The sequence below is a fragment of the Marinobacter sp. genome (assembly GCF_046484525.1).
In the GTDB taxonomy this organism is placed as follows: domain Bacteria; phylum Pseudomonadota; class Gammaproteobacteria; order Pseudomonadales; family Oleiphilaceae; genus Marinobacter.
Genome location: NZ_JAWOIS010000052.1, coordinates 1 through 3,870 on the forward strand (window position 1 = coordinate 1; position 3,870 = coordinate 3,870).

At 54.4% G+C, this 3,870-nt stretch carries 3 protein-coding genes; all 3 read right to left on the reverse strand.

Annotated features, from left to right (window positions below; genetic code table 11):
* Window positions 1-503: 503 nt before the first annotated feature.
* Window positions 504-1,427 carry a DUF2167 domain-containing protein gene (locus R6W86_RS11560; RefSeq protein WP_410329512.1) on the reverse strand — a complete coding sequence of 308 codons (924 nt, stop codon included), beginning with the start codon at window positions 1,425-1,427 and terminating at the stop codon, window positions 504-506.
* 85 nt (window positions 1,428-1,512) lie between these two features.
* Window positions 1,513-2,205: a zinc metallopeptidase gene (locus R6W86_RS11565; protein WP_410329513.1), complete on the reverse strand. Its 693-nt coding sequence runs from the start codon at window positions 2,203-2,205 to the stop codon at window positions 1,513-1,515.
* A 230-nt stretch (window positions 2,206-2,435) separates the two neighbouring features.
* A complete protein-coding gene (locus tag R6W86_RS11570) occupies window positions 2,436-3,728 on the reverse strand; it encodes a hypothetical protein (protein WP_410329514.1) in 1,293 nt (430 codons plus the stop codon).
* Window positions 3,729-3,870 lie beyond the last annotated feature (142 nt).

Sequence of the window (3,870 nt, forward strand, 5' to 3'; positions counted from 1 at the left end):
TGGTGCAGCGTTTTCTTGATTGAAGGGGGCGCATCGTCGCACCACCACAGCCTTGATCCACCCTGGAGACAACCATGAACTTCCTCAGCATTTCTCCCCATTTCCCCCTGAACTTCATCAATTTCTGTGTCCGCCTGCAGCCGGTGATGTGGGAGGGGGCATCGTGAGGTGCCTCCCTATCCCGATTAACCACACTGGCAACCTGGAGAGCCGCACACTGTGGAAGAAGGAATATCGAATCCTTCTGCCCATGCGGCTGGCCCCGTTTCTAGCTGCGGCGGCGGTGTCGGCAAATTTGCTAGCCACAAAGTGTGGTTAACAAGTGGTTGTAGTACGTTCCGGGCCTTCGGCCCTATACCGGACGCCCATTCCGCCGCGCTGCATGGGATTCTACCCCGTTATCGCTTTACTTAAGGCTGGTGCCATGGCTAATTATCAGAAAGCACATGGCCGCAAGCGATCTGAGTTCACGTCATCAGAGAGCAAATTTGAGCCTAGCCCGGCTATTCAGCTGATTTCTTTTTCTTGAGCAGCTTGCCGCCAAGCGCAACTACACCCGCAATAATGAATACGCCAAACTTTTTGAGGAACAGCAGGGCTCCTGCAAAAATGCCGGCTTTTGCGGCGGCTTTTCCTGCCACCAGGGCGCCAAGGCCATAAGCCGCGACGGTATCGATCTCCGGGTCGAAATCGCTATAGCGATGTCCCTCATTGAACTTTGCCATTCCTAAAACGGTGTCAAGATTGGTCTCAATTTCCGACAATTGGTTTATGTCAGCAATGAAGTTCAAAAGCAGAACCCCTTGGCGTCCAAGCACTCGGATGTTGTAGTTCAGGATATGATTCGGATCATCGCCGAACTGGAGTTCCTGCGCCCAGTAGAGCTTGTGCGATGCCTGGTTGTAATGAGGGGCTGCCGCCCAGCCCACCAGGTCGATGGGCTCGTAGCCGGCCTCCACTCGTTCTGGATTTACGTCGCGGGTATCTTCCTGCATTTGTTCAAGCAGTTCGGTGTAATCAATGTCAGCGGCATTTTCGTCTGAGACATATCCATCTTCTTCATACTCTATGGTGACGCCCCAAGATGCGTCATCCAGCGGTGTAAATTCAGATGGGAAAAGCATTCCGAGAGTTTCGCCGCCGGGTGGATTACCCCAGGCTTCTACGAGAACCCGCTGAGTGTCTTCGGGGGACAGATAGTAGAAGCTCTCAGGAACATTCAGTGTGGCAACTCCATTGGGGAGGCGAATTTCCCCCCGCTGGTAGTTCAGGCTGCTGACGAATTCCTCGGCCCACTTCTGGTACTCCTTTTCTGGCGCCATCGCTTCGGTTTCGGCCGCTGTTTCCGGGTCGGACGGCTCGTTGGCCAGACTGATCTGACTGCACATGACTAGTAAGACAGAGGTTAATAATGCAACTACTTTCATGGTGTTTCCTTGTGGCTTGACGAATCTTCTCTTATAGAGAAAACACAGACTGTGGCGATGCATCGCGCCCGCCGGGTGAGCAAGTTCAGCGAATAGCGCTCCTGAGGATCATGAGCCAGCGCCCAAGCCTCAGAATGTCCAGTAATGCGGCGGCCACATAGGTGAATGCGGCTGCCCTGAGAACGCTGTTTACTGCGTCATATTGATGCTTCTGGATGTAATCTCCCTTCACCAGAATTGGCATGGCTTTGTTGAAACTGGCGTCCCATTCCATCGGCAAGATGACGAACTGAATCAGCACCGAGGCCAGCATTGCCAGCACGCCGATCAGGGCAGTAAGCAGAGCAACATGCGGTACCTTGAAGATGGCGACGACTAATGGAATGGCAAAAAGGAAGCCAACGGCCACCTTCTGGACCATGATTGCGGCCGGTGAATACCGTTGACGTAACTGCGTGATGGCTTCCTGGCGATGATACTGAATGGCATGGCCGACTTCATGAGCGGCCACTGCGACTGCCGTGATCGAACGTCCATCAAACACTTCGCGGGACAGCCGAATAGCTTTTTCCGCAGGGGAATAGTGGTCACCTTCATCGGTTGGCTCCACAACTACGTCCGAGAGTTCAAACCGATTAATGAGATGCTCGGCCAGCTGCCCGCCCGTGCCAGGCATGTCGGAATCAGGCGCGCCATGTTTTTTCATGACATGTCGAATCCAGAGATGGGGAGCAAAAACAAGGAGCAGAATCAGGATTGAGGCAATAACAAACAGCATACAATTGCTTCAGTCAAAATGTTTGTTAGGAGTATACCAGCCGTACTTCACTAAAAGGCCGACTGGGTCTCACTATCGAGGCGTCTCGCAGACAATTAACGGACAAATTTCTTCCTGATCCCATGGCCCAGAAGTACAGCGCGGACATCCGATCGGGTGAACCATGTCCACGATATCCCAACCTCCAAAGCCTATTTTTGTGAGAGCCCTCCTCCTGGTATCAGACTCGGTTAATCCTCGCTGGTTTCAACTTTATCCAGGAGCCGCTTTTCGATAATCAGTAGCTGATTTTTGATCTCGGACATCGTCCTGTAGGTCCGGAGATCTAGCCCGGTTTTCCCACGCAGAACCTTGATCAGCGGTCCAATGGAGCGTTCATACACTTCTGCCAGTGAAACCAGTGCTTCTCTCAGGCCATCCGGTCCCTGGACGGTTATCCGGGGGGAGACCTCAAGGCGTCCAATCGACTCGTGAATACCTTCGATCAAGGGCGTCCAGTCAACGTTTCTACCCTGACCGGATCGGGTCGATTCGGCGACTGCGGAGCCCAGGGTCTTCAACTGCTCTCCGATGCTGGCCAGCTGACGGGTGATTTTCTCGCCGGTATCACCTTCGCCGCCCGCCTGTACTCGGGCTCGGTACGCCGACTTGATTTCTGCCCAGCGATCGGCCTCTGCTCCGGTCTGCGTTCCTCGAAGTTCCTTGAGTTTGAGCAGGTTCTCTTCGGCACCCTGGGTGAGCAATTGGGCTTCACCCTGGTAGTGGTCGTCGATCAGTTGTTCCAACTCGTCGCCGGTCATTACCGGAGTGACCTTCTCGGCCAGTTTGTTCATGTTCCGGTAGCTGCCCTGGAGCTTGAAGGGTGGTTCGGTCCGGTAGGCATCATCCTGGCCGCTGGAGGCGATGTAGGTCTCATTGACCCGCAGGATTACGTCTCGCACCCTGAGGAGGCGTTCAAGGACGGCAACGATTTCTTCACGCTCGGCTGCGCTGTAGTCGTGCTCGAAATCCGCAGAGTTAACCTCCTTGCGCGCTGCGAGATCGGCAAACCGGTAAAAATCGCCCATGCCACGCGAGGCGAGGGGAGCTGTCACCGGATTGGAGCTCATGCTGTTTTCGAGATAGGACAGGGCAAAAATGTCCTCCATGCCACTTAGCTGATCGCCGAGGTTCCGGACATCGGCACGGTTGGCCAGCATGTCCGGAATCTGGAAGACTTCGCCGGATTCGGTATACGGGTTGCCGCCCATGCAGATGGCAAAGCGTTTGCCGCGCATATCGTAGGTCTTGGAGCGGCCGTTCCAGATACCCTCGATTCGGCGGGTTCCGTCACATAACGAGATGAACTTCTGAAGAAATTCCTCGTGAGTATGCTGGATGTCGTCCAGATACAGCATGACGTTGTTGCCCATCTCCAAGGCCAGATTGAGCTTTACCAGCTCTGTCCTGGCGGTAGAGTGTGGAGCCTTTTCCGGGTCCAGGGATGTCACATCGTGGCCTAGTGACGGGCAGTTGATCTTCATGAAGATCAGGCCTGTCTTTGGGTACGGGTGTAATGATCGGCGCCGGGATATTCGCGCTGACCGGTCAGATGGCAGAGATGACCGGGGCGCTGTTCCCTTTGGCGTTTCTTTCGGCTGCATTGATCGTTTCGTTCAGCGCATA

Bases quoted from the DNA above. Each gene is read 5' to 3' on its own strand.
- R6W86_RS11565 (WP_410329513.1), bottom strand. From the start codon at position 2,205: ATGCTGTTTGTTATTGCCTCAATCCTGATTCTGCTCCTTGTTTTTGCT.
- R6W86_RS11560 (WP_410329512.1), bottom strand. From the start codon at position 1,427: ATGAAAGTAGTTGCATTATTAACCTCTGTCTTACTAGTCATGTGCAGT.
- R6W86_RS11570 (WP_410329514.1), bottom strand. From the start codon at position 3,728: ATGAAGATCAACTGCCCGTCACTAGGCCACGATGTGACATCCCTGGAC.